Source organism: Snodgrassella sp. W8158, from assembly GCF_016100435.1.
In the GTDB taxonomy this organism is placed as follows: Bacteria; Pseudomonadota; Gammaproteobacteria; order Burkholderiales; family Neisseriaceae; genus Snodgrassella; species Snodgrassella alvi.
This window is the reverse complement of sequence record NZ_JACFSM010000002.1, coordinates 148,669-170,420: the sequence shown is the minus strand read 5'-3', so window position 1 is coordinate 170,420 and position 21,752 is coordinate 148,669. Positions and strand designations below refer to the sequence as shown.

Here is a 21,752-nt window from a genome sequence, read left to right as displayed (position 1 = left end):
CTCGTTGTCTAAAACTTTCTATCAGCATTAATTTGTTGCAATTGCCTGTGGTGAAATACGCTTAAGCTGCCAGTGCTGCACCGCCCAGCTCAGCAAATCAGACAGACTATCCACCTCTGGTGCCTGCGGCTGCCCGAGATAAGTGAGAACCTGCCGCAGTAAAGTTTCACGCCGGCGCAAATCTAATGCAGGTGCCTGCGTCTGTTTTGACCATTTTTGTCCCAGCGTATTAGTCAGCAACGGTAAATGAGCATAAGCCGGCTGTGAAAAACCCAGTAACTGCTGTAAATAAATCTGACGGGGGGTAGATAATAACAAATCCTGACCGCGTACTACATGATTGATTCCCTGATCCGCATCATCAACTACGACCGCCAGTTGATAAGCCCAGAAACCATCTGCCCGCAACAAAACAAAATCGCCCACATCTCTGGATAAACACTGTTGCTTATAACCTTGTATTGCATCCGTAAAACCGGTTATATCTGTACCAGTTCGCAAACGCCATGCCGGCATTTTCTCTGAACAGACAGACATATCTGCATTCAAAGATGCACAATGTCCGCCATAAATAAAACCATCCGTACCCATGCCCTGTGCTTCAGCCTGTATCGTTTTTCGGCTGCAAAAGCACGGATACACCAGTTCTTGCGCTTTCAATCGCGCCAGAGCTGCAGCATAAAGGTGATGACGCTTGCTCTGATAAACAACTTCACCATCCCAGTGCAGTTCAAAAGCTTCCAGTGCAGATAAAATAGCTGCTGCCGCACCCGGCATTTCACGTGGCGGATCCAGATCTTCCATCCGCACAAGCCAGCGTCCCTGCCGGCTGCGCGCATCCAGATAAGAAGCTACCGCAGTAAGCAGCGAACCAATATGCAACAAACCGGTAGGGCTGGGGGCAAAACGCCCTACATACAACTCATCCACAAACAACTTCCATTCTTAATTCAATTTCACAGCCGGCACAGCTAATATAACTTAACATCACACCCGAAAAAGTACAAACCAGCCGTGATAATTAATCACTAAATCTAGAATATAAACAATTATTTATCAAAAAATTACCCAAAAATAGCATTTATTACCCTTACCTATAACTTTACTCTGGCACAATATTTAACCTAAAAAATAAAGGCATAAAACGGTATAATTCAATTTATCCGAATACATTAACACATCATGATTAGCAATGATTCACGTCTGCTTGTAATCGATACCAGCACCAGTTATCTGTCACTGGGACTGCATCACAACGGACATACTGACAGCATCTGCGAAGCAGCCGGTGCAAAACAGTCTGAACTGATATTACCGCGTATACAGCAGTTACTGGCAGAATCCGGACTGATACTGTCTCAGCTGGATGCCATCATTTACGCACAAGGCCCCGGTGCTTTCACCGGATTACGCATTGGTCTGGGTGTAGCTACTGGTTTAGCATTGCCATTCAGTCTGCCACTGATTGGCATTCCCTGTCTGGATGCTGTAGCTGCTCTTGCACCGGATCAGCCTTGCGTACTGGCCGCAACAGACGCACGTATGAACGAACTATTCTATGCATGGTATGACACCCATAATCATAAACGTCTGAGTGATTATCTGGTGGGTACTGCCGAAAGCATCTGTCTGCCGGCCGGTCAGCATCAGGCTACAGGTATCGGTAATGCTTACGGGCTGAATATCAATTTACCCGTATCAGGGCAGAATCTTATGCCCGGAGCTCAGGAGTATGTGCAACTGGCCTTATCCGGTCGTTACAAAGCAACTGATGCTGCTCATGCCAGCCTGCATTATGTCCGCAATAAAATTGCTCTGACAGCTGCCGAACAGGCTGCCAGACGAACTGCGAGTCAGATAGCATGAATATCCGTGCCGCCACTCTCGCTGATGTCGCCGCTCTGCATGAGCTTGAAAAACAGTGTAATCCGGCGCCATGGTCAGCAACACAACTGGCCAATACCGTTTATGCACCACAGCCTGTATGGGTAATCGACCTGCCTGTGCATGGAATTGTCAGCATGCTGGTCTGGCAAAAACTGCCGGGGGAAGCCGAAATTCATCTGCTTGACACCCATCCTGATTTCAGACGGCAGGGTTATGCACAACAATTACTGGAACATTTATTCCAGCATGCAAAGCAACAGCATCTGAACCGGATATTGCTTGAAGTGCGTGCCGGCAATTCCGGTGCACTGCAACTGTATACAAACAATGGTTTTGTATCCTGTGGCATACGTAAAAATTATTACCAGAATGGTGATGATGCTGTATTAATGGAAAAACCATGCTAGACAGCCGCTATCTTTATCTGCACGAAGCGCTGGGTCTCGGCCCCATGTGGTTATCACAAACTGCTTATCTGATACCTTCCGAAATTACAGAAACAAATACGCCAGTAAAAAACGATACCCGGCCTGTTGCGCGCTCTGTTCCGGACAATTCTGTCCGTTCACAACCAGTGAGAACTTCTCACCAGACGTCGCCGGCTGATATTACTGCAACTCAGCCAGCCAACCGGCATCGTGACGCACTTCGGCAAATTATCAATCAGCCGGCAACTGAATCTGTAACACAGATTACCAAAGAAGATAACACTAGCAAAATCAGCCCCATTACCACAAGTGATAAATTAAATATCAGCTTCGAATCCATTCCGGCAACACTGGCTGCATGCACTCGCTGCAATTTGCATCAGGAGCGCTGCACTCCACTTCCGGGATATGGTGCAAGCAATGCACGGCTTCTGGTTATCAGCTCTAATCCTGCACCGCCCGACGACAGCAGCAGGCAGCTTTTCAGCGGAGAAGTCGGCAAATTGCTCAGCAATATGCTGGCAGCCATCAATATTACTGCTGAAGAAGTTTTTTTTACCAGTCAGGTGAAGTGTGCGCCTAATGTCAGCCTGCGCATTACTGATGAGCATCTGCAAGCCTGTTTGCCTTATCTGAATGCTCAGATCGAACATATCCGACCTCAGGCTATTCTGCTGCTCGGGCAGATATTCAGCCAGCTCGACCAGACAATACTGGCACACAATCTGCACAATATTCCTTACGTAATATCGCCCCACCCTGCACGATTATTGCGTCAAAGCCATTTAAAAGCCAATGCATGGACAGCACTTAAACAATTGCGCAATTTCTTACAATAATCTGTTAAAAAATGTATCTTTATAAGGTATAAGTCCGCACAAGCCAAAACATCTATGTTAAAATATGATAATAAAATTTTAATTAAATAAAATCAATATATTATGCATATTTCTCTTGGCCCTGTCGTGATGATTCTTTTGGTGGCTGTTTTGGCCTCTATCATCTGCCGACGTTTACACATTCCCGCCATGCTAGGCTACCTGGTAGTTGGCTTCATAGCCGGTCCTGGCTGGCTGCATTTAATTAATCAGAGTCATGCCACCGAATTTATCGGAGAAATCGGCATTACTTTTCTTATGTTCAGCATCGGGCTTGAGTTTTCCATCGGCAAACTTAAGGCCATGCGCAGGCTGGTGCTTGGTTTAGGCGGATTACAGGTCGCACTTACCCTGTTGATACTTTTTATCCTGTTTGCAGCCATGCGTATTCAGCTGACATGGGCGTTTACCCTTGCCGCAGCCATGACTATGTCTTCGACGGCTATTGTCAGCCGCATTATGGTAGAAAAAAACGAACTGGGACAGCATTACGGCCACATGATTATGGGCGTACTGCTGATGCAGGATATTGCCGTCGTTCCATTGATGATTTTATTACCTGCTCTGGCTCACAGCAGTGACGGTCTGATCCTGCAAATGGGCAAAGCCCTGCTTACCATGGCACTTGCCTTAGGTCTGCTGCTGGTGGTCGGCAGTAAAATCATGCCTATGTGGTTCCGTCTGATTGCCCGCACCAAATCCAGCGAACTCTTCATGATTAACGTTTTGCTGGTCACTCTCGGAGTTGCTTATCTTACTCAGCTGGCCGGTCTGTCACTGGCACTGGGCGCCTTTGTTGCCGGTATGCTGATATCAGAAACCGAATACCGCTATCAGGTAGAAGATGACATTCGCCCCTTCCGGGACATTCTGCTCGGCTTCTTCTTCATTACCATCGGCATGAAACTGAATATACAAGTTTTACAATCAAGCTGGTTAATGATACTGATACTGGGAGCACTGCTGGTTATTCTGAAAGCAGCGGTACTATTTGGCATTAGCCGCTACATGAAAGAAAATACCGGCGACAGCATTAAAACAGCTTTGTATCTCGCTCAGGGTGGTGAATTCGGCTTTGTTATGCTGGCCATTAGCGGCGCATTAAAACTCATTTCTCTTGAGCTGCAACAAGCAGCCATTGCCGCCATCCTGCTTTCCATGATACTGGCACCCTTTATTATGCGAAGTGCAGATAAAATCAATAAACTGCTGGTTAAACGCAGCTGGGACGAACAGGCAGTTGATTTACAGAGCATACTGGTAGATACCATGAGCAAATCTGACCATATTCTCATTATCGGTTTCGGCCGCTGCGGTCAGAGCATTGCCCGTATCCTGCAACAGGAGGATACACCCTACTATGCCATTGATCTGGATGCTGAACGGGTTGCCACAGCCAAAGCTGCCGGAGAACCGGTCACATTCGGTGATGCCAAACGGCAGGAAGTATTACAGGCAGCCGGATTAAAACGTGCCAATACCGTACTGATTACCATCAACAACATGACAGAGGCCAAGCATATTCTCAATAATATTATGCTGATTGCCCCTACCATGCCGGTAATCGTGCGCGTTACCAACGACGACAACATTCCTGTGCTAACCAATATGGGTGCAGACGATATCGTTTCTGATGAGAAAGAATCCAGCCTTACACTCGCTAGTCAGGCATTATTAAGCTCAGGCAAACCGTTTGATGAAGTCTATCAAATCATGCAGCGTATTCGTCAAAATCGTTATCAGGCACTTGAAGGTTTATTTGCCGGCAGCGATGACACCGTCTCTGATGAGAATATCCATTATTTCCGTCAGGCTTTCACTCTGCCGCCAGATGCTTTTCTGGTAGGTAAAAGTGTAGACGACCTTCCGCTGGACAAATTGAAAGTAAAACTGCTCTCAGTACGCCGCAATGCTCATCAATTACGCAAATTTGACTCTGAATTCCGTTTTAAAAATGCAGATACTCTGGTTGTACTCGGCCCCAGAGACAAAGTAATTCTTTTTGAAAACTGGTCACTACAGGGAACGAACTAATTTTTTCATCACTAGTACTTGCCAGCGAACGGCATATCTGGTTTAATAGCGTCTTTCCCAAGCAGGGGTGATTAGCTCAGTTGGTAGAGCGTCTGCCTTACAAGCAGAATGTCGGCGGTTCGACTCCGTCATCACCCACCAGTTTTCTGTTTTATGCGTTGCATAAAACTTGCGCGGTGGTAGCTCAGTTGGTTAGAGTACCGGCCTGTCACGCCGGGGGTCGCGGGTTCGAGCCCCGTCCGCCGCGCCAAATTGAATAAAAAAGCACAGCATAAGCTGTGCTTTTTTATTATTCATTATATACAAACATTTTTCAGACAACCTATTACGTCAAACCCGAATATTCAAATACATAATCCTTATAGAACAGATACCCTTTAATCAGACCATTTATACATCATTCCCAGAATTTTTCTGGTAGATAATTTCGATTACAGCAAAAATTATTTCAGTCAGATTTTTTCTGCTTAGCTATTTATCTGATTCATTATATAAAAAAGATTCAAAAGCAACACTCAACTTATATTCAGCATGTCCAGCTGAATAAACCACCAATAAACCAGACATTTTAATATTGTTAAATTATGTATAATACATTATTATAAATAAGGAAAATAAAAATTCCGTATACCATAAAGACAGGTATTGCTTTACTCATATAACATCGACAAAATCAATAAATTTAACTCCCTGAACAAGAAAGGTTTAGAGTGGGAAAAATCAATTATCTCATTGAAGTTAAAAATGTTAGCAAAAAGATTAAAAACAGGAAGATTCTGGATAACATTTCTTTCAAGATTGCACCCGGTCGGATTATGGGCTTTTTAGGCCCCAATGGTGCCGGCAAAACCACTATGCTGAAAATACTCACAGGTCTGATGTTTCCCACTTCCGGAGATATTAAAATCTGTGGGCACAATATACAAAAAGACTTTGAAAAAGCAGCTTTTAATCTTGGTACCATCATTGAAAATCCGGAATTTTATAATTACATGTCCGGTTTTAATAATCTGCAAATCTTTGCTGATATGAGCCGTAAGTCAATCAGTAAAGATGATTTAATGCAAACATTAACCAGAACCGGGCTTAAAGGTGCAGAACACCAAAAAGTCAAAGGCTATTCTCTGGGTATGCGCCAAAGATTAGGCGTCGCAAACGCAACTATTCATCAGCCTAAAGTATTAATTCTGGATGAACCCATGAATGGTCTTGATCCGAAAGGAATGAAAGATTTTCGTACATTGATGAAAAATTTTGTTCAGCATGGAAATAGCATTATTATTTCCAGCCACCTGCTTTCCGAGCTTCAGGAAATTGTTAATGATATTTTTATCGTTAATCAGGGCAGACAGGTCTATGCGGGAACAATGAGTGATTTTCTGGGTAAATCCAATAACATTATTCATATCGAAGTAGACGGAGATTTAGCACCGGCAGAAAAAATTCTGCTGAACAACGGGTATCAGGTTACCCGTCAGCTCAATAATCTTGAAATTGCAACCGATTCAACTGACCACGATCCGCGTGCAGAAATTGCCAGACTTCTTGTTCAACATGATATTCCCTTAATTGGTTTGAAGCTGACTCATTACTCTCTGGAAGATTCTTTTCTGCAAAGCATAAAAAACGATAATCAACAAAAGGTCAACAAATGAAATTACTAATTAATGAATGGCGTAAATACCTTAAAAAAACCAGAAATGCCATTATCATACCCATAATATTATTATTGATACTAATTATTTATTTCAGCACTATGCATTCTGTGATCACTCATACATCACATTCAATTTCTAAAGATGATAGTGATCGCGTCTTTTTATATAGTATCACTATTTGTTACAAATTTATTAATTTTATCTCTATTATTTATGCATCTAATATTCTAAGTTCTGAAATATCCAAAGGAACAGTTAAATTTATTCTGACCCGTCCTTATCAGCGCTACAAAATATTACTGGCTAAAATTGCAGCGATTACTATATTAATGTCTGTTTTTCTGATTGTATCTGTAATTATTTGTTTATTAATACAAATACTGACAATTCACCAAATACCGGAAATTAGCATCGTATTAAAGTACACTGGAATATACAGCATATTCATATTAACCATTACAATATTTTTTACTGCTTTTGCTCTGATGCTTTCTTCCGTATTTAACAGCAGTGCACTCATAACCGGTAGCTGTATTGTGTATTATTTCTTTGCTAGTGGTCTGTGGAGACTAATCAACTTTTTCTACCTTCATTTACCTGAAGACGGATGGATATACAAATTAAGCCCATTAAATGTAAACAGCTATTTGATTGAGTTAATTTCTAAAACAGTTGATCAGCCTGTCCAGAGTGAATTTTTTATTACCTTGGCAGCCAATATTGTCTATGCATTAATTTTTTTCCTGATAGCCACATTGATATTCAGACGGCGTGATATTTCATTATCCAACTAACTGTTAACACTAAAATTTTAAAGGTCAGGCTTCAAAATATTATTTAATAATTCAGCAATTTAACTGATATTTTCAGTCTGACCTTTATGCTATTTTGCAATTTATCAACCTCAATCAGATTAGTATGATTGAGGTCTTTGCTTTTTGCATTGGTTTATCTTGTTTTTCTACAATACGAATTTCGTATAACAAATTATATATTTCTCAATTCTTATTTTGTTAGTTAACCTGTCTTGAACTCAATCACTCGCTAATCGGGATTTTGTTCATGGAAGCAAAGTCTAAAGAAAATCTTGTACAGACAAAACCGAATTTAATGTTATCAGCATTATTAATCATGCTGTTAGTCGGGTCGGTTTATATCAGCCAACTTATTTTTCAAGAGATCTCTCAAAGCTATCATATTGATATTTTAGCAGCGAGAAATATATTCAGCTTATCTTGCTTTTTTTATGCCATTTCTTTTTTTATTTATGGCCCGCTTTCGGACAAAGTTTCGACAAAGTTGTTAGTTTTGGTCGGTAGTATTGGAACTGTTTGTTGTTTATTTTTATCGGTGATTGTTGATTCTTTTACGTTGTATTTGGTCACCATGTCATTAATCGGTTTTTTTGCCGCTGCTGTTCCTGCGGCATTATTCGCTTATACAGCTAAAAACACGCCTAACCATAAGTTACCCCAAGCAATGGGAATGATGATTTCAGCTTCTATTGTGGGCATGATTTTTAGCCGAAGTATAGTCGCAATGCTGACCGATCTTTGGTCTTGGCAAGTTGCATTTATTATTTATGCGGGTTTGATAACTGCAACATGTTTTTTTGTCCCTTACGGTATAAAACGCTCAATAATCCAACCTTCAGCTAATAGTGTACGGGGTACTTATCTAGCAGCAATTAAATTATTACTTGATAAAACGGTAGTTATTTTTTTATTAGTCGGCTTTTTACTATTTTTTGTTTATTTAGGATTGTCTTCATTACTTACTTTTTATTTGAAAAGTTCACCTTTTTATTTGTCTGCAACAACTTTAGGCTGGCTTAATTTTGCCGGTCTGAGTGCGGTTATTGGCACCATAATTACTGGTAAATTATCACAGATTATCAAAGAACGGTCTCTCTTAATCATCTGTTTGCTAGCTGTATGTATATCGGTTGTGACTATTGGTTATAGCTCAGCAATATATGTTTTCGGATTCGGGATTTTTGCTTTGTTTTTATTTGTATTTGGCATTCAGCCATTAGTTATAGCCATGCTTAATAAAATTGTGCCAATTAATTCGCGCGGTGCGATTTCGTCTTTATATTTACTTTCGTGTTTAGCAGGAGGCAGTATTGGCACTTATCTATTAGGTATAGTTTATCAAAACATGACCTGGAGTGGAGTAATTGCCATTTGTGTTCTGTTATCAACGTTAAATCTAATCTTAGCGTTAGTTGGTATTCAACTTATTAACAATAATCATAAATAATAAAAATACAGGAATTTACTGATAAGGAAACTCGTTATGAAAAAAGATTATTATCATTCTTGATATTTATATTTTGCTGATTTATTGATGATTAAGTGTGGAAAATTTAAAATGATCAGTTCCGGGCTCAATACTCCGACAGCAATTGCCTTTGATAGCGCAGAGCTTTTGCAGACAATATTTGAGATTCTGTTATTAAATAAAATAGCTAAACGAATTCATAAGCGAAACTGACACAACTTATTTTCAACAATATCTGTTTTCTGCTGATCCAGCCAATGCATAATTGATAATCAGCTTAGCCGATATCTATAAACCATATATTTAGTTTTCCATACGATTGTTACACCAGATTATTTGGTATTATTTCTCTCATTATTAGTTTCTATAGATTTAATTAATATTTTCTCGTTAACTTTCATACTAACATTAACTATATCTTTTCTGTTATGATTCCCTACGATATCAATAATTACCTGCAGATAATTTAATTTTAGATTTGATTTTTTTTAAATCATTTCCATTAAACATTCGCATGATGTGCTTTTCCAGTCTGATTGACGAAAATATTGTCGCTTATACAGTTTAATTGCGAACGGATGCACAACAATGAATCAGGGGAAATATGTATAATCAATTACCTGCTCAGACAGAACATAATCTCGATAACTCAGCCATTTACAGCCGACATCTGCCAACAGTCCGACAATTGCAATATTTTCTGGCAGTATGTGAAGAAGGCAATTTTCGCAAAGCTGCCAGCAGACTGGGTATTAGTCAGCCTCCATTATCAATGCAAATCAAAGAGCTGGAAGAAAAGCTGCAAACTACTTTATTAGTACGTAATACCCGCTATGTCATGCTTACTGAACAGGGAAGACAATTCAGAGACAAAGCCAGAAACTGGCTGGAAGGCTTATCTCTGGCCATAACCAATGTTAATAATTATTCGACAGACAGAATAACTGTTGGCATAACTAAAATTCTGGGTTTTAATTTTATTCCGCTATTCAGCGAATTTATTAATAAATTCCAGCCAAACATCGATCTTTTGCAGCAAGACTACTCTTCAAAAGAGCTATTAGCTGAATTTAATAAAAGCAATATTGATCTGGTTATTATTTCAGATTATAAAAAAAATAATGATCAGGCAAATAGTTTATTAGTCTATCAGGAAAAACTGGTACTGGCCTTACCTGAAAACCACCCTGCCTGTTCACGGGATGAAATAGATTTAAATACAGTAATAGACTTACCTCTGTACTGGTGTAAACGGTACCAGAATCCGGGATTGTATGATCAACTGCAAAAAGTCATCAGCAACTTAACTGCTTCTCTGGTTTTACAACCGAAATTACCTAATTTCTTAACCATGCTGATGGAAATTGCCATGGGCAGAGGCATGTTATTACTTCCGGCTTCTATGGCACAGGCACATATCCCGGGAGTGGTATATAAAAAATTAACTACTGAATATGAACAGCAACTATCAATCGATATACATCTGCTCTGGCATCAGCAGGCTGAAAATACTGTGATACAAACCATTATTGAGTATTTTAAGCACCATAATTCAGTTAATACACCATTGTGACATGTATATTTCCGGAAGGTTCAGAAACTCAAATCATTGATATATTTTTTATATCAATGATTTTATATTTCTCTTAGCAAGGTTAATTAATTACTATCACTATCAGTAATTAACAATTATCTGACCGCAGTCGAATAAAAGTATTATTTGATTAAGCGTTTCAGATATAACTAATCTGAGGATAGAAAATAATGAGCCATTCTTTACCACAACGAAAACTTGGACAAAACATTACCGTATCTGCAATGGGCTATGGAGCAATGGGTCTGAGCGAATTTTATGGTGATATAGATACAGCACATGCCAGCACAATGATGCACAAGGTTATTGATAGCGGTGTTACGCTGATTGACACAGCAGATATGTATGGTCGGGGTGAAAACGAAAAACTGATCGGTGCAGTATTGAAAACTCTGCCTGCTTCAGTACGGGCACAACTTACTATCGCAACCAAATGCGGTATTGATAGAAACAATACTTCCGGCTATAACCGCAGCATTAATAACCACCCTGAATATATTAAACAATGCTGCGATGACTCTCTGGCCAGACTCGGCATTGAACAGATCGATTTATTTTATATTCATCGTTTAGATCCTAATGCTGCAATTGAAGATACGATGCAGACTCTGGCAGAACTGGTACAGGCAGGGAAAATAGCCCATGTCGGTTTATGTGAAGTTTCTGCCCCTGTCTTGCAGCGTGCCCATGCAGTTCATCCGGTTGATGTGGTGCAAACAGAATATTCGCTGTGGACACGTCATATAGAAGATGATTCAGTGCTGCCATTACTAAAAGAATTGAATATCGGTCTTGTACCCTACTCACCTCTCGGGCGTGGTTTTCTGACCGGTAAAATTCAGAATAAAAACGAATTGGCTGAAAATGATTTCCGCCGTACCAACCCCCGTTTTCAGGATGATAATCTGGAACATAACAAACGTTTGCTTCAGGCATTAGAACCCATGACTGTTAAATATAATTGCACTATGGGTCAAATCGCACTGGCCTGGCTGCTTGCTCAATGGGAACATATTGTACCGATACCGGGAACCAAAAGTGAAAAATACCTGAATGAAAATAATCAGGCTTGCCAGTTAAAACTGGATACAGCAGATATTCAGACATTGAATGAGCTGAAAAATCATATCAATATTCAGGGAGAACGCTATACACCGGAAGGTATGAAAGGCATTTTCTGATCAGACCGGTAGAATAAGCTTTGCTGTTCATACAGATAACTCCCGCAGCTTGTTAAGCTGCGGGAGTTATCTATTATTCATGGCTGACAATAACTAATGATTTAATCGCCTGACGCTGATCCATAGCCTGATAGGCAGCCTGAATATCGGTTAAATCAAACCGATGGGTAAATACTTTCCCCGGCTGAATTTCTTCATTTAACACAGCTTGCAGTAATAAATTTTTATCATAAGTGGTGACACTGGCAATACCGCCGCGTAATCCGATATTCCGCCAGAAAACATCGCTGGTTTTAATTTCTGTATCATGCTGTATACCAACACAACCAACAATTGCTCCGGGGCGGGCTACAGCAACTGCTGTTTGCAGTGATTGCTGAGTTCCCACACATTCCAATACTGCATCAGCACCAGCCTGCCGGGTAAGCGACAACACTTTTTCTGTCGCTTCATCGCCACGCTCAGGCACAATATCAGTTGCTCCGAACTCCTCTGCCAGTTTTGCCCGGTCAGGATGGCGGCTCATTGCAATAATTCGTTCAGCGCCGCGCAGTTTCGCCGCGATGACTCCGCACAGCCCTACCGCTCCATCACCCATCACCACTACCGTATCTCCTGACTTTACTTCAGCACTGGCAGCAGCATGATAACCAGTAGCCATAACATCGGCCAAAGTAAGTAACGAATTTAAAACAGCATCTGAATAATCCTGCGGCTGACCGGGAATTTTCACCAAAGCCCAGTCTGCATTAGTAAAGCGCAGATATTCACCCTGATACCCGCCGTTGCGCTCATCTTCTTTATTCTGACAATTACCGTCAAAACCTGCCTTACAGGCAGCACAATGACCACAACCATGCGTAAACGGTACAATAACAAAATCACCATTACGGACATGAGTTACTGCGCTGCCGGTAGCTTCAACCACACCAATAGCTTCATGGCCGACAATTCGTTCCGGCTCACAGGTACTGATTCCACGATACCACCATAAATCAGAACCGCAAACACAGGCACGAACAATGCGGATAATGGCATCAGTAGGTTTCTGAATAACCGGCTTTTCCATTTCCCGTATAGCTACTTTTCCGGGTTCAACGAATACTGCTACTTTCATAGTTATTTTCCCAGATTACTGTGATTTACCTGTTTCTGACAGCCAAATCACTTTATATAACATAGTGAATCAGTACTATTCAGATTAAGCCGGAAGGAACCAAAGAATTTTTCCGGCTTTTTCTGTATTGTTTAGCAATAACTCTTTGCCATCATTATTTTTTTCATTAAAAAATATTAAGACAAGATTATTTTACGCTATTTATTGAGTTTTTCATCAAGCAATGCACAATAGCAGCCGGTTTGGTTATAACCCATATTATTTATTCGTTATTTCATAACGATAGTTATTTTTTATACATTTAATGGTGTTCAGTTATTTGATACTGTGATCCCGTTTACTCTTTCAGGCTCTTCTGACAGTAAAGGGGATCAGTCAGTTTGACAGGCATTGTATCTATGTCTAAATTCAAGTAGTTACATAAACCGGCAAAATAAAATGACAGAATGCCTTTGGTTTAATTATCATTTACCAATGGTACAAATAAAGTCTGTTGCACACAGGTTTCCTGAAAACCTTCAGCAGTTTTGTCGATTACCCATAAAAACTGCACCCCGCCTTCATCCAAAGGTAAAACCATACGTCCGCCAATTGAAAGTTGCTGTAATAAAGGCAAAGGTACCTCTTTCGGCGCAGCTGTCAGTATAATGCCATCAAAAGGTGCTTCCTGCGGCAAACCCAGATAACCATCTCCACAGACCAGCCGTGCATGAGCCAGTAAACGTACTGCACGTAAATTCTGTTTGGCACGCTCATGTAACGGACGCAAACGCTCTATTGAGTAAATTTCACGTAAACCCAGTGCCTGTAAAATAGCTGTCTGATAACCGCAACCAGTACCGATTTCCAGTATCCGCAGATTATTTTGTATTGGCCGTCTGGCAAACAATAACTGCGTCATGACTGCGACCGTATATGGCTGGGAAATAGTTTGCCCTAAACCCAGCGGCAGAGACATATCATCATAAGCATGAGAGCGCAAAGCCTCTTCAACGAATACATGCCGGGGCACAGCAGACATAGCAGACAATACTTCAGCACGGGTAATACCCATCTGTTTCAGCCGTTCTACCATTCGTGCACGCCGGAATTCATATCCGGTCCAGCTTACGCCCTGTCCCACTTCTGTCACCATTGTATGTCGTGTAAAAATGTACTGACTGCACCCATTTGCTGATAATTAGTTAAGTCCAGCGATAATGGCGTAATGGTAATAAAACCTGCTTCGTTATCACTAAAATCGGTTTCCTGCCAGCGAGTATCAGCGGCACCTACGCCACCAATCCAATACAGAGTTTCGCCGCGAGGACTGCTATACGGCACGATACACTGATCATGGTGTCGGCGCCCCAGTTTAGCCACACGATAGCCCTGCACTGATTCTGCTTTTACAGCCGGAATATTAACATTCCATAAAACCGGTTCAGCCGGCGGCTGTACACATACTTTTTCCAGAATAGTCATGACGGCTTTTTCAGCCGTTGCCCAATACTCACCGCTGCGATCATTAATTGAAAATGCCAGTGCGGGTATACCCATCAGAAAAGCTTCAGTAGCCGCAGCCACTGTACCGGAATACAGCACATCATCACCCATATTGGCACCATGATTAATACCGGACAAAACCAAATCAGGTTTAAAGTCAGTCATGGTATGCATAGCTACATGGATACAGTCGGTTGGTGTGCCATTAACATAATAAAATCCGTTTGCAGCTTTTTTAATCGACAGAGGCCGGCTCAGAGTAAATGAATTGCTTACGCCGCTCTGATCACTTTCCGGAGCAACAACTCTTATTTCAGCAAATTTAGATGCTACCTGTGCCAGTAAAGCGATCCCATCTGATAAATAACCGTCATCATTACAAATTAAAATTTTCATAACCATCCAATTTAAAACTTTAAAACCTTTATTCTGCTAACGCTGCTGCCCTTTACACTTTTTATCCGGCCATGAGCAGCCGGTCAGATTAAAGATTAAACGTAAAAATTTCAGAACAAACTTTTATTTTAAATGAATAAAAAAACCATTACTTCCGATAATGACTGATAATTTCATTGATTTACTATCTGCTATATGAAAATATGCTGATATTCACTCTCAAATTTTGTCTGACCTTCAACAATCAGAACTGGTGCTGTAGCCTCTGATTATAAGTGTTTACCCATATTCTGACAGCTAATATCTATAACGATTCTGCCATTATCAGCCTACTACACCCTTACAAAGAGTGTTATGTTCCGATAATTCTCCAAGATAAACTAATCATCCTAAATAAAAAACGAACCGGAACGATTCGTTTTTTATTGAAACCTGCGTGCGCGTATATCAAACAGCTACTGCCCTGCTTTTACCTGCTGGAACAGACGCACAGCCAGACGCACAGCATCCTGTGATTTCGGTGATACGATAAAACTTTTATCCAGTACTTCCTGAGTGGGAAATATGCTGGGGTCGCTACCAATTTCACTTCTCATCAGTGCCCGTGCCGGTTTGCTGGCTGGTGCAAAAGTCACATAATTACCGTTTTTCGCTGCAACTTTAGGTTCGAGTGTGTAATTGATGTATTTCAGAGCATTGGCTACATTCTGGGCATCTTTAGGAATCATAAACGAATCAACCCAGATTCCAACCCCTTCTTTCGGTGCCAGCACCTGTAAATGCACGCCACTTTTGGCATCCTCAGCACGTTTTTTAGCGATGTTTAAATCACCACCGTAACCGGTAGCCACACATAGATCACCGCGAGCCATATCATCAATATAGCCTGATGAGCTAAAACGTTTCACATCATTACGTACAGATTTAATCAGATTGGTTGCAGCACGGATATCATCCGGTTCACTGCTGTTCGGATCTTTACCTAAATAATGCAAAGCCAGCGGATACAGCTCTGTAGGGCTGTCAAACAGAGAAATACCGCAATTTTTCAGCTTATGCGTATATTCCGGATTAAATACCAGATCCCAGAGATTATCCGGTAATTTGCCATCAAGTGCTTTCTCTACCATAGCGGTATTGATACCGATAGTATTAATACCCCAGAAATAAGGCACTGCATATTTATTACCCGGATCTACCTTATCCATCATTTTCAACAGATTCGGGTCGATATTATTGTAATAGGACAGCTGGCTTTTATCTACCGGCCGGTAAGCACCGGCTTTAATTTCCCGACCGACATTGGCAATAGATGGTACAACCAGATCATAGCCGGAACGACCAATCAGAATTTTGGCCTCCAATGTTTCGTTACTATCATAATAATCGTAACGAACCTTGATATTATTTTCTTTTTCAAAATTTTTTACTGTATCAGGGTCAACATAGTCAGACCAGTTATAGATATTAAGCTGGTCAGTCGGATTCATGACTCCGTTATTGGAAGTATTGGAAGCAGCATCTTTATTTGCTGTACCGGCATCCGAGCAGGCAACTATCAGCAAGCTTACGATGGCTGACAATACCAGTAATTTTTTCATACACGATTTCCAATTTGTATGCCCCGTTATAACGGGAGGAAGCAAGTATCTATGACGTGCACCAGCACAGCCACCACTAAACCGACATTAAACTGTGAAATACCGTACCATGCAAGAGCATTTGGCAAATTATTACAGAGTTTGTAACCACTCAGAACACAAATAGTAATACATACTCAGAAAATCATCCGAAAAAACCAGAATAAGCCTCCGGCCAGCAGAATGGAAACCGGCAGAGTAAGTACCCATGCCATCACCAGATTACGAATTGTGGATTTTTGCAGACCACTTTTATTGGCAGCCATCGTACCGGCTATACCGGAAGTCAGTACATGTGTAGTGCTTACTGGCAGACCAAAGCGATCGGCAGCAAAAATCAGCGCCGCCGTTACTAGTTCCGCAGAAGCACCCTGTGCATAGGACAAATGGGTTTTGCCAATTTTTTCACCCACTGTTACCACAATCCGTTTCCAGCCAACCAGTGTACCCAGTCCGAGTGCCAGTGCAACCAGTACCTTTACCCAAACCGGAATATACTTAGTGGCATGATCAATTGACGTGTGATATGTCTTTAAACTGTCCATCTGTACCTGATTAAGACTGTATTGATGAACCAGGGCATTTTTTTGCAACAAGGTCATTGATTCAGACACCAGATACATATCGTTGCGGATATTACCTACCTGTTCAGGCGGTAAATTACGCAGACTGTCGCTTTTACTCACATCATGCGCCACAATTTCTACCAACTGTGCCAGTGCGTCCAGTTGTTCCGGCGTACCCTGTTTATTTTCCACTAAAGCCGTTACCTGTGCCCGCACATCTGTACCTTGTTGCAACACGAAGCCCGCTGGCAGCAAATCATGGATGGTTTTCTGTGCAGCCACTGAATGAGCTGAAAATTTTGCCCATTCTTCCTTGGGTACAGTATGGTTAAGAGCATACGCCATGGGCACGGTACCAATCAGAATCAGCATAATCAGACCCATACCCTTTTGTCCGTCATTTGAGCCATGGGCAAAACTTACTGTAGTACAGGTAAAAATCAGCAGCAGACGAATTGGCCAGGGTGGTGGTATATCATTTTCCGGTGCTTTATATAAAGCAGGGATACGCAATAATTTTTTAGACAGAATTAACAGTAAAGCAGCCAGAATAAAACCGAGTAACGGCGAAAATAATAACGATTCACCAACATTAATTACCTGATTCCAGCTTACGCCGCTGGTTCCCTGATGTGCCGACATCAGCTGATTAGCCACCCCTACACCGATGATTGAGCCAATCAGGGTATGCGAGCTGGAAGCCGGTAAGCCAAGCCACCAAGTGCTCAGATTCCAGATAATGGCTGCTGAGAGCAAAGCAAAAATCATCGCGTAGCCAACATCACTGCCCATATGCAGAATCAGCTCTACTGGCAGTAAAGAAATCACTCCATAAGCCACGGCGCCGGTAGACAGCATCACCCCGAGAAAATTGAACGTTCCAGACCAGATTACCGCAGTATTGGGTTTAAGCGAACGCGTATAGATAACACTGGCCACTGCATTAGCGGTGTCATGAAAACCATTCACAAACTCAAACGCCAGCGCAATCAGAAGGGCTACTGTTAATAAGGCATATACCAGCAATGAAGAAGTGGGAATTCCCTGCAAATCATGATAAATACAAACGCCGGCATAGACCAGACCGCCCATTAGTATCAGCAGGAATAAAATTTTACTTACTTTACTGGTTTTACTAGATACAGACATAATTGCCCCAGACGACGAAGCCGCAGACGAAGCAGACACAGCTTTCTCCCTAATTTTAGGAATTACCCTGACTTATTGTAAAAGACCAACATGACAGTTTTGTGACAAACACAATTTTATTGCCAGTGCTGGAATTCTCCTTATTACCTAAATTTGGCTGATAAAAGACAATCGGTATACAAACAGCTGCATTTCTGCGCCAGCACAATATTCATATTATTCTTGCCGCACAGTAATCAATTACTGTACATCTATTATTCTGCTGTATCAGTATACAGACAGTAATTAAACTCTGCTATCACTAGCATACATCAAATTAACAATATAGTTATAAATCACCTGATCAAACCAGCCCATAATTAAAAATAATCTGCTTTCTCAGATACTAAAATCTAATAAAATAAATAATTAACATATTATTATCACAAATTTATCTTCTGATTGAGCATAAAAAAAACTTATTCAGCCGCATCGGCTTTAATTACAAAGATTAAAATATAAAATACAAACATTGACGTTAACATTTTTATTTTTTAAAGTAACAGCCTGCAAGGCATTATGTGTTAGTTAGCATTAAAAAAATTAATAGTACTCAGCATGTTCAAAAACGCACATACCAATCAACTTATCACACACAGACTCATACATTGAGGAGAAATATATGCACCAATGGGTACAAAGTTACTCGGCATTAGGCAACAGCATTTATCTCACATTGCTGGCAGCCCTTTTACCTATCATATTTTTTTTTGCAGCACTCACCGTTTTACGCATGAAAGGCCACGTTGCCGGAGCCATTACGCTGATTCTGTCAATTATCGTGGCTGTTGCCGCATATAAAATGCCGGTCGCTCTCGCCCTGTCCTCTGCCTTGTATGGTTTCTTTTATGGTCTGTGGCCAATTGCCTGGATTATTATTACCGCAGTTTTTCTCTATAATCTTACGGTTAAAAGCGGACAGTTTGACATCATTCGCTCATCTATTCTGTCCATTACTAAAGATCAGCGTTTGCAATTGCTGCTGATTGGTTTTTGCTTTGGTTCTTTTCTGGAAGGTGCAGCCGGATTTGGTGCACCTGTTGCCATCAGTGCAGCACTACTCGTAGGTCTTGGTTTCAAACCATTATATGCAGCCGGACTGTGTCTGATTGCCGATACCGCACCAGTAGCATTCGGCGCACTGGGCATTCCGATTCTGGTTGGCGGACAAGTATCAGGTATTGATCCGTTTCATATCGGCCAGCTTGCCGGCCGGCAGTTACCTATGATGTCTGTCGTTATTCCGTTTTATCTGATATTCATCATGGACGGGATGCGCGGTATTCGTCAGACATGGCCTGCTTTACTGGTTTCCGGTGTTTCTTTTGCCGCTACCCAGTTCATCACAGCCAATTTTGTCGGGCCTGAATTGCCGGATGTTACATCTGCCCTGGTTAGTATGGTGTGTCTGGCACTGTTTCTTCGGGTCTGGCAGCCGAAACAGATATTTACGTTCAGCGGCATGCAGCAGCCTGAAAAACAACGCAGTACTTCAGAATACTGCGCCAAACAAATTGCCCTGGCCTGGTCGCCTTTCATTATTCTGACCATTTGTGTTGCGGTCTGGACAATCAAACCGCTGCAAGAATGGTTTAACTCATTCAGCCTGATTAAAATTCAATGGCCGTGGCTTGATAATCTGGTGATTAAAACCGCACCTATCGTAACGGAAAACACCCCTATCGCAGCCGAATTTAAACTTAATCTGTTAGGAGCAGTAGGCACATCCATATTACTGGCTGCCATTATTTCCATATTGCTATTAAAAATAAAACCACGTCTGGCTGTCGACACATTCAAACATACTCTGTACGACTTACGCTATCCGGTACTGTCTATCGGATTGGTACTGGCTTTTGCATACGTGGTTAATTATTCCGGTCTTTCCTCCACACTGGCTCTGGCGCTGGCTGATACCGGCAAAGCATTTCCGTTTTTCTCACCATTCCTTGGCTGGGTAGGCGTTTTCCTCACCGGTTCAGATACTTCTGCCAATGCTCTGTTTGGCGCCCTGCAGGCTAATACTGCTATGCAGGTAGGTATGGATCCGGTACTGGCTGTAGCAGTTAACTCAGTTGGTGGTGTAACCGGTAAAATGATTTCACCGCAGTCTATTGCCATTGCCTGCGCTGCTGTAGGTCTGGCTGGTAAAGAATCAGATCTGTTCCGCTTTACTGTACGTCATAGCCTGCTTTTCTGTGTAATCGCCGGCTTATTTACCGTCGTACAAACTTATCTGTTACCGTGGACACTCATCCTGTTCTGATTTATTTCTAAACCAAAAGCCCGCTCTCCTGAGCGGGCTTTTGGTTTCCGGTAACAGCAATAACCAGGATACTAACCACCGGTTTTGGCCATAATGCGCACAATTTTATCCGGTTTTTCATTGAATTCATGTTTTTCCGGTTTCAAATCCACTGCCTGCTGAATTGCCTGCTCCAGCAGAACATCAGAACAATTTGCCATTAATAAAGGTTTTAATGCCATACTCTGCTCCTGCCCCAGACACAAATACAATGTCCCATCAACAGACATACGTACCCGGTTACAGGTGGCACAGAAATGCTGGGAACGTGGTGTAATCAGTCCTAAAGTAAAACGGCCATCCGCACTTTCCCAGTATTTAGCCGGCCCGCCGCCATAGACACGTTTACTTTCATGCAACTGATATTTCGGGCGCAGATTTTCAATCAGTTCCAGTAAATTAAAATAATCCAGTCCGCGGGCGCTTACACCCATCGGCATTACTTCAATCAGGCGCAGAATAAAGCCATTGGTAATACAGAACGCCACCATATCCTCTATATCACCGGTATTAACCCCCGGCAGCGGCACCATATTAATTTTAATCTGCTCAAAGCCTGCATCGCGTGCCGTCTGAAGACTATTTATTACCTTATCAAAGCTATCCTTACCGGAAATCTCCTGTACACATTCACGCCGCAGTGAATCCAGACTCACATTCAGCCGGTTTAGTCCCGCTTTGCGTAAATCATATGCAAACCTGTCCAGTTGCGTGCCATTGGTGGTTAACGACAAATCTGAAACCCCGGGCAATGCCGCCAGCCGTGCTACCAGATCGGGCAGATTTTTGCGCAGTAACGGTTCGCCGCCGGTTAAACGGAAACGTGACACGCCCATACGGGCAAATGCGCCGGCAACACGCTCAATCTCAGCAAACGACAGCCAGTTGACCGGTTTTTCAAACTCTGTAAATCCCTGCGGAATACAATAAGTACAGCGCAAATCACATTTATCCGTTACCGAAATTCGTAAATAATCAATACGTCTGTTGAAGCGGTCAATCAGCATGAGATAGGTAAAAGCCTGTTATCAGAAAAAATTTCAGAATAAGGCAAATGATTGGAATAATTAAGAAAAGAACGGCATTTTATCCTAAATTATTACTTAAATCCA

Annotated in this window: 17 protein-coding genes and 2 tRNA genes; 12 read left to right on the top strand and 7 right to left on the bottom strand. The window is 41.7% G+C overall.

Annotated features, from left to right (window positions below):
- Nucleotides 1–27 precede the first annotated feature (27 nt).
- Nucleotides 28–921, bottom strand: coding sequence for a tRNA glutamyl-Q(34) synthetase GluQRS (gene gluQRS / locus H3V11_RS05370; RefSeq protein ID WP_078475126.1), 894 nt, complete (start codon nt 919–921; stop codon nt 28–30).
- 261 nt (nt 922–1,182) lie between these two features.
- Here gluQRS and tsaB point away from each other — a divergent pair, with 261 nt between their 5' ends.
- The 11 genes from tsaB to H3V11_RS05315 all read left to right on the top strand — a co-directional run bounded on the left by tsaB (nt 1,183) and on the right by H3V11_RS05315 (nt 11,943).
- The gene (gene tsaB / locus H3V11_RS05365) at nt 1,183–1,866 is read left to right on the top strand and encodes a tRNA (adenosine(37)-N6)-threonylcarbamoyltransferase complex dimerization subunit type 1 TsaB (protein ID WP_025330268.1); all 684 of its coding nucleotides are present in this window, start codon (nt 1,183–1,185) and stop codon (nt 1,864–1,866) included.
- Nucleotides 1,863–2,294 carry a ribosomal protein S18-alanine N-acetyltransferase gene (gene rimI, locus H3V11_RS05360; RefSeq protein WP_025330267.1) on the top strand — a complete coding sequence of 144 codons (432 nt, stop codon included), beginning with the start codon at nt 1,863–1,865 and terminating at the stop codon, nt 2,292–2,294. Before tsaB ends, rimI begins: the two co-directional genes overlap by 4 nt.
- The gene (locus tag H3V11_RS05355; protein WP_025330266.1) at nt 2,288–3,154 is read left to right on the top strand and encodes a uracil-DNA glycosylase family protein; all 867 of its coding nucleotides are present in this window, start codon (nt 2,288–2,290) and stop codon (nt 3,152–3,154) included. Before rimI ends, H3V11_RS05355 begins: the two co-directional genes overlap by 7 nt.
- A 99-nt stretch (nt 3,155–3,253) precedes the next feature.
- A complete protein-coding gene (locus tag H3V11_RS05350) occupies nt 3,254–5,227 on the top strand; it encodes a monovalent cation:proton antiporter family protein (RefSeq protein WP_172332926.1) in 1,974 nt (657 codons plus the stop codon).
- A gap of 65 nt (nt 5,228–5,292) precedes the next feature.
- Nucleotides 5,293–5,368, top strand: a tRNA-Val gene (locus H3V11_RS05345).
- 32 nt (nt 5,369–5,400) lie between these two features.
- A tRNA-Asp gene (locus tag H3V11_RS05340) sits at nt 5,401–5,477 on the top strand.
- A gap of 460 nt (nt 5,478–5,937) precedes the next feature.
- On the top strand, nt 5,938–6,882 hold the full coding sequence (locus H3V11_RS05335) for an ABC transporter ATP-binding protein (protein ID WP_100126452.1): 945 nt from the start codon (nt 5,938–5,940) through the stop codon (nt 6,880–6,882).
- The gene (locus H3V11_RS12055) at nt 6,879–7,679 is read left to right on the top strand and encodes an ABC transporter permease subunit (protein ID WP_100125233.1); all 801 of its coding nucleotides are present in this window, start codon (nt 6,879–6,881) and stop codon (nt 7,677–7,679) included. Before H3V11_RS05335 ends, H3V11_RS12055 begins: the two co-directional genes overlap by 4 nt.
- 268 nt (nt 7,680–7,947) lie before the next feature.
- Complete coding sequence (locus H3V11_RS05325; RefSeq protein ID WP_198223772.1) at nt 7,948–9,147, top strand: MFS transporter; 1,200 nt, start codon at nt 7,948–7,950, stop codon at nt 9,145–9,147.
- A gap of 625 nt (nt 9,148–9,772) precedes the next feature.
- Nucleotides 9,773–10,741 carry a LysR family transcriptional regulator gene (locus H3V11_RS05320; RefSeq protein ID WP_084551810.1) on the top strand — a complete coding sequence of 323 codons (969 nt, stop codon included), beginning with the start codon at nt 9,773–9,775 and terminating at the stop codon, nt 10,739–10,741.
- Nucleotides 10,742–10,932: 191 nt separating this feature from the next.
- Nucleotides 10,933–11,943: an aldo/keto reductase gene (locus tag H3V11_RS05315; protein WP_084586255.1), complete on the top strand. Its 1,011-nt coding sequence runs from the start codon at nt 10,933–10,935 to the stop codon at nt 11,941–11,943.
- Between the two features lie 73 nt (nt 11,944–12,016).
- Here H3V11_RS05315 and H3V11_RS05310 read toward each other — a convergent pair whose 3' ends face one another.
- The 5 genes from H3V11_RS05310 to H3V11_RS05290 all read right to left on the bottom strand — a co-directional run bounded on the left by H3V11_RS05310 (nt 12,017) and on the right by H3V11_RS05290 (nt 18,335).
- Nucleotides 12,017–13,060, bottom strand: a complete 1,044-nt coding sequence (locus H3V11_RS05310) for a zinc-dependent alcohol dehydrogenase family protein (RefSeq protein WP_198223771.1) — start codon at nt 13,058–13,060, stop codon at nt 12,017–12,019.
- Nucleotides 13,061–13,517: 457 nt separating this feature from the next.
- Entirely contained in the window at nt 13,518–14,195 is a 678-nt protein-coding gene (locus H3V11_RS05305) for a protein-L-isoaspartate(D-aspartate) O-methyltransferase (RefSeq protein ID WP_037393534.1), read from the bottom strand.
- Nucleotides 14,189–14,941 (bottom strand): 5'/3'-nucleotidase SurE, encoded by a 753-nt coding sequence (gene surE, locus H3V11_RS05300; RefSeq protein ID WP_198223770.1) that lies wholly within the window; start codon nt 14,939–14,941, stop codon nt 14,189–14,191. Before surE ends, H3V11_RS05305 begins: the two co-directional genes overlap by 7 nt.
- Nucleotides 14,942–15,396: 455 nt before the next feature.
- A complete protein-coding gene (locus H3V11_RS05295) occupies nt 15,397–16,542 on the bottom strand; it encodes a polyamine ABC transporter substrate-binding protein (RefSeq protein ID WP_084551814.1) in 1,146 nt (381 codons plus the stop codon).
- A gap of 176 nt (nt 16,543–16,718) precedes the next feature.
- Nucleotides 16,719–18,335, bottom strand: a complete 1,617-nt coding sequence (locus tag H3V11_RS05290) for an inorganic phosphate transporter (RefSeq protein WP_370570172.1) — start codon at nt 18,333–18,335, stop codon at nt 16,719–16,721.
- 622 nt (nt 18,336–18,957) lie between these two features.
- On the opposite strand from H3V11_RS05290, the gene H3V11_RS05285 reads away from it, so the two are divergent.
- Nucleotides 18,958–20,601, top strand: a complete 1,644-nt coding sequence (locus tag H3V11_RS05285; protein WP_078475079.1) for a lactate permease LctP family transporter — start codon at nt 18,958–18,960, stop codon at nt 20,599–20,601.
- 71 nt (nt 20,602–20,672) lie between these two features.
- Here H3V11_RS05285 and moaA read toward each other — a convergent pair whose 3' ends face one another.
- Complete coding sequence (moaA, locus tag H3V11_RS05280) at nt 20,673–21,647, bottom strand: GTP 3',8-cyclase MoaA (protein WP_198206707.1); 975 nt, start codon at nt 21,645–21,647, stop codon at nt 20,673–20,675.
- Between the last annotated feature and the right edge of the window lie 105 nt (nt 21,648–21,752).